Source organism: Moorena sp. SIO4A5, assembly GCF_010672005.1.
Taxonomy (GTDB): domain Bacteria; phylum Cyanobacteriota; class Cyanobacteriia; order Cyanobacteriales; family Coleofasciculaceae; genus Moorena.
In genome coordinates, this window is the sequence record NZ_JAAHHZ010000325.1 from 1 (window position 1) to 5,158 (window position 5,158).

Sequence of the window (5,158 nt, forward strand, 5' to 3'; positions counted from 1 at the left end):
TGTGTTCCTCAGAGGTAGCCTCTGCTGTCCGCCTCCGCCCATCGATTTGGAAAGCATAGCCAATCTCCATTGCTACATAGATAGCTCTGACAACTCATTCACCCTTAGCCTGCTCCCTAAGTGAGTTGATCTGGCTTCCCAGGTTGGGTTGTGTTACTGCTCCAGGGCTCTCTAGGGAAAATCTTTGATTTTGGGAGTTTTCTGGAAAACTATTGAAGCGATCGCTTGAAAATGCGAACGCGCCCCGCGTGACCGTTCGCGTAGCGTGGCCTTTTGGCCAAGGTCAATCGCATTCACAAATCTTAATAATTTCTAGACTACTTTGCTGCTACTGGGGGCTTGAATTGTTTGCTATAGGGTACCTAAATCAATGGTGAGAATTTTTGATGCCATATTCCCGAATCCCGACTCCCGACTCCCTGTTCCCTTTTAGATAACTGGGGTTTTAGGGGACAATAGTATTCCCTGAATTTTATATCTAAGTCTCTGAAGAAAACCTGCATCTGGGGGCAGGGCTAACCTCAATCCACCCATAATTTGTTGTAGGTCATCATTAGTCAATTCATCTAGAAAACTTTCCGGGTCATCAAATAATTCAGCACCACTGGGTTTGAGGTCATTAATCTTGATATTACTCATGCCGTTTATTCTCCAAGTAATATATAGTTTTAGGCTCAATCCATTCGGAGTTTATGGATTAATTATCATCCTAGCCAGCTAAAATTAACTATCCATAATAATTAATAATAAAATTGGACATAAAAGTAAAAATTATGTCTTATTACTTAGGGTTTGCTGAAAAAGTCTTTTGGTATGGGATTGAGTCAGCGAGTGTGGAGTCAGGAGTTAGGATAAATGGGAATTATATAGGAGGTAGTCGGAAGAATTGTCCCTTGATTTTTCTGCTCTTGTCTGCCCAAAATGTGAATTAAATGAGCTTTTTCGACCGAAAAGCTTGCCCTTTTTTCGATCCAAAAAGGCTAAAACCTTTATCTGTCAATGCTTTGAGAGTTAATCAGCCAGCCCTACTTACCCATCAAAACTGGTTTATTGTAAGCGGTCAGCGATCAGCTTACGGCTGACCGCTGACCGCTAAATGCTTACAGCAATCCGTGGCGAGATCAGTTCATACTTGATCAGGATCCACTCCCATGGCTCGTAAGCGAGCAGCCAGTTGCTCAGCTCGTTGTTGAGCTTGGGCTAATTGCTGTTGAGCTTGGGTAGCTTCTTGTTTAGCTTGAGCTGCTTGTTCTTGAGCTTGCACTGCTTGTTGTTGAGCTTGAGCTGCTTTTTCTTCAGCTTGCACTGCTATCTCTTCAGCAGTAGGTAGCACAATTCCCTCTAAAGTAGCCCAACGTAACCAAGTCGTATCGACATTATTTTTATAGACCCCTTGCCAACGGACTAAGGCTAATCCTAATCTTTCGCTAATTAGTCGTCCTTGTTCATCTTCAGTTAAAGGCTGATACACGCCATTGTGCAACCTAAATCCGGCAAAATCCTCTGGATTAAACGGGTCGTACCAAAAATATTCTGGTACTCTGACTTGGTCTTGATAGACTACTTTTTTAGTAGTTTTATCGGTGTTAGCTGTACTATCATAAATTAGCTCAATGATGACATCAGGTCCTTTACCTTCTTCCCAAACTACCCAACTTAGTCGTTCGACTTTGGGAACTCCAAGCACTACAAATACATCCGGACCAAGGCCGTAGGCCACGCTTCGCGAAGCGATGCAGCAAGGGAACAGGGGGTTTCCCCCATGAGCGACTGCATCAAGACACGGAAGTCTTGATTCCTAATTTGTGCTGCACTGAAATGAAGAAACATATTACCCCCAACATAGCCATCTTCCCACTGGGCTAACCAAGGGTATAACGGATCAATCAGCAATTCCATCTGAAGTTTATGTCGTTCCGTTTCCATGGGAATACCGTCATCACAGGGAAGTTCATATTGGGTTGGCGGTACAGGAGTATTAGGCACAACAGCAGAGGTCATGGTTTTAGACATAGTTTCTCTTTGGTGGTATCACCTACTCAACGATAACGCCCATCGCTACGGTATCGTTGAAACTCGCAAAAAAAACTAGCACTTGGTTATGTATTTTTTGACCAAACTATGGTATAAGAGTTGCTACACTAGTTATTCTATTAGTAGTAAAATTTTATAGGACAGTATCGGAATAGTTGTTATAGAAAAGGGAACAGGGAACAGCGGATCTGGGAACAGAAATATGTCTTAACCTTTACTTCGACTGCTATTACTTCGACTGCTATATTTAGTCCGATTAGTAAGATGCGATCGCGTAGCGTGACCAAAGGTCAATCCCGTAGCGGCTCGTACCGAGCATCGCAATGCCACTTGCTTCAGTAGGGTCTAGGTCAGATTTACCCTGTGCAGACAAATCCGCTCCTGCTGTCCGGGGCGTAAGCGATCGCGTCATCGTCTCCGGATTGTACTGGAAAATAATCACACTAGCTAGGGGATTAGCAGGGTCTAGAGCGACTATTGCCCCTCTCAACAAACGAGGGGAAAGGGGAGATGTAGCCATGAAATCCTTGTGGTTAATAAACTGCTGATCTCAAGTCCAGTTGAATACTTATTATTGAGCTAACTCATCACTTGTTAATTGTTAATTTTTGATTGTCAATGGTCAAAGTCAATATAGCAAGGGAGCAGGGAGCAGGGAACAGAGAAGAGGGAATAGGGAATAGGGAATAGCAATGCGCTGCATCAAGAGGTGCGACCCGTGGCGAATTTAATTCTTAATGGTAAGAGCGCACCTAACAGGGAATCAATGTCAAAGAAGACTGTACCTCATAACTGCGATAAACGCTATATAACGCTTATTTTTGTAGTTTTCAATATTATTAAATCTCAGCTAAAACAATGGTAAATAATGGAGCATGTCACTTAGGCATAACATTTGTACTAAGGTAATAGGTAATGGGTAATAGGTAATAGGTAATGGGTAATAGGTAATAGGTAATAGGGGGAGCATGTGACTTATGAATATTTGTACATTATCTATAGCCCCCTGATGGGTTTAAGCTTGCTCTAATGGGACATAGTACAAATGTTCTGCAACGCAAGACCTGCTCCCGGTAAATAATGCTTTTTGCTCCGTGATATTTGAAAGTATTGCCATAAATTAAGTCCTAGATATCCTCCATGTTGAGCTCAGCCTGGAGTAGTTTTAATTTCGAAATTAATCGATAATCAATCCTAAGTTATGCCGTGATCTTATCAGCTCAACAAAAGTACCCTCAAAGGTACTGTGAAGGTGGATTTATATCTGAGATTATAGAAATGTGTTGATTAAAAGTAATTGCAGCAAGAGGTAAAACCCATGGCTTACAAATACTATAATCCCTGTGTCTTCCAAGTTCCGATCAAATTAGAGGTACCCATTGTTCTCGATCTAGCTGTAGCTGCTAAGCCTAAGTGTTTTACTAAATATGAGGACCAAATGGAGCTCGAACAGGCGGAATGTAACGGAACTGGTACTGAGTCACCCGAACCGGTTATAGCGCTACGCGCAATGGCATTGGCAAGAGGCAAAATGCAAAAGTTGACTACAACAGCTTTTGCAGCTTTTATCAATGTCCTAACTTTAATGCGTAGTGCTATACAACTTAATCCCCTTAGGAATCTTTGAAAGGAATTTTTGACAGCTGGCTTTGAAGTAGTTTATAGGAATTAATTCCTGAAACCCCCCTAGGATCTAAGAGGTTGTCTGAGAAGTCTCATTTGCTACATTCAAGCCCCCGTTGGTCCCCATCTGTAAAAAAGCGAAGCATCCGCTAATTCCCCCCAGAATTGGGGGGTTAGGGGGGCGGGGGACTTTTAGAAGCAAATTGACTCTTGTTCCCCCCAAAGTTGGGGGGCTAGGGGGGCAAAATTCAGTATCAAAAAACTTGGGAGATATCCTCTAAGGATCTAAGGTCTCTACAGCTGAATCCTTACCTTTCTGAAATTAACTGATGCTGAGGTGAATTATCTAATCACTGATTACCACTCTTTCTTTTTAATAAACAGGCAACTATGATCAAACGCTTTCTTACCAAAGACATGCTCGACTTTGACGCCCCAGATCAGGTCAAAGAAGTTATCCAACCTCAAGGGCGTCCACCGGAAACAGACCCTACTCTGGGTATCCGTCCGGAATTAAGTATTGAAGTCAACCAAAAGCCAGGCACTCCCCGACATCGACTGGTCACCATTGGTGATTCCCTAAGCCATGGCGTCCAGAGTGGAGCAATTTTTAACACTGACCTATCCTATCCCATGATGATTGCTCAAGAAATGGGTTGGGAAAAACACCTGCGTCGTCCCAGCCAATATGGTAAATTTGGTGGATTACCCCTGAATATGGAGTATGTAGTTAGGCACTTAGAGCGACAGTTTGGTGACCAGATAAACTGGTGGGAATTAGGGTCGGCATTGTTTTCAATCCGCGAATTTATGGACGACATAGAAGATTATTGGGAACGGGGTCCTGGTTGGCAAGGGGGCGTTGGTTCTACTGTTGCTATGGAAAAAGGAATTAACCACAACCTCGCTATTTATGGTTGGAATCTCAAAGACATTATCTCTAAGGACGCAGATACCCTCAGAAAAGAAATCCAGGCACCAACGGATCATCTATTGCGGCAAATCGTTGAGAAGGCCAGCGAACATGCTGGATTGAGGGTTTTGGACTCCGCACGGGATTCACAGGGTAAAGCACTTACCCCAGTCCAAGCTGCCGTGGCACTAGGGCAAGAAGGAAGTTTAGAAAACGGTGAGGGAGATGGTATTGAAACCCTGATGATCATGATTGGGGCGAATAATGCCATGGGCACCATTGCTCAATTGCAGGTCAGATGGAGTTGCGATCGCGATTTAAATTCACCACAGCCCAATCAGCGACCTACAATCTGGTCTCCGGAAGATTTCAAAGCGGAATTGGATCAAGTAGTTGAGCAAGTCAAGCAAATCCAAGCTCGCCATGTCATTTTGGCTACAGTTCCCCATGTCACCATTACGCCCATTGGTCGTGGAGTAGGAGATAAGATCGCTACTGGCTCGCGATACTTCCCCTACTACACCCGTCCTTGGATTAGCGACAAAGATTTCGACCCCAACCGTGACCCGCACATTACCGGACAACAAG

Annotated in this window: 7 protein-coding genes; 2 read left to right on the top strand and 5 right to left on the bottom strand. The window is 43.6% G+C overall.

Translation table 11 applies throughout. From position 1 onward, the window contains the following. Positions 1-171: 171 nt before the first annotated feature. The 5 genes from F6K57_RS36170 to F6K57_RS36185 all read right to left on the bottom strand — a co-directional run bounded on the left by F6K57_RS36170 (position 172) and on the right by F6K57_RS36185 (position 2,554). On the bottom strand, positions 172-297 hold the full coding sequence (locus F6K57_RS36170; protein ID WP_269086946.1) for a hypothetical protein: 126 nt from the start codon (positions 295-297) through the stop codon (positions 172-174). Between the two features lie 132 nt (positions 298-429). Beyond that, positions 430-639 (bottom strand): bacteriocin, encoded by a 210-nt coding sequence (locus F6K57_RS36175; protein ID WP_070391300.1) that lies wholly within the window; start codon positions 637-639, stop codon positions 430-432. A gap of 487 nt (positions 640-1,126) precedes the next feature. After that, on the bottom strand, positions 1,127-1,720 hold the full coding sequence (locus F6K57_RS36180; RefSeq protein ID WP_330359406.1) for a Uma2 family endonuclease: 594 nt from the start codon (positions 1,718-1,720) through the stop codon (positions 1,127-1,129). Further along, the gene (locus F6K57_RS42290) at positions 1,687-2,013 is read right to left on the bottom strand and encodes a hypothetical protein (RefSeq protein ID WP_364305553.1); all 327 of its coding nucleotides are present in this window, start codon (positions 2,011-2,013) and stop codon (positions 1,687-1,689) included. Before F6K57_RS42290 ends, F6K57_RS36180 begins: the two co-directional genes overlap by 34 nt. A gap of 277 nt (positions 2,014-2,290) precedes the next feature. Then, positions 2,291-2,554 carry a hypothetical protein gene (locus F6K57_RS36185; RefSeq protein ID WP_075896879.1) on the bottom strand — a complete coding sequence of 88 codons (264 nt, stop codon included), beginning with the start codon at positions 2,552-2,554 and terminating at the stop codon, positions 2,291-2,293. Between the two features lie 798 nt (positions 2,555-3,352). Between F6K57_RS36185 and F6K57_RS36190 the strand changes: the two genes are divergently transcribed. Next, positions 3,353-3,661, top strand: a complete 309-nt coding sequence (locus F6K57_RS36190; protein WP_075902665.1) for a hypothetical protein — start codon at positions 3,353-3,355, stop codon at positions 3,659-3,661. Between the two features lie 386 nt (positions 3,662-4,047). Continuing rightward, positions 4,048-5,158, top strand: a 1,111-nt coding sequence (locus F6K57_RS36195) for a hypothetical protein (protein WP_293072941.1), incomplete at its 3' end; no start/stop codon positions are given.

What these genes read in the sequence shown, in the direction of transcription:
- F6K57_RS42290 (WP_364305553.1), bottom strand. Translation starts at nt 2,013, where the DNA reads ATGTCTAAAACCATGACCTCTGCTGTTGTGCCTAATACTCCTGTACCG.
- F6K57_RS36175 (WP_070391300.1), bottom strand. Translation starts at nt 639, where the DNA reads ATGAGTAATATCAAGATTAATGACCTCAAACCCAGTGGTGCTGAATTA.
- F6K57_RS36190 (WP_075902665.1), top strand. Translation starts at nt 3,353, where the DNA reads ATGGCTTACAAATACTATAATCCCTGTGTCTTCCAAGTTCCGATCAAA.
- F6K57_RS36185 (WP_075896879.1), bottom strand. Translation starts at nt 2,554, where the DNA reads ATGGCTACATCTCCCCTTTCCCCTCGTTTGTTGAGAGGGGCAATAGTC.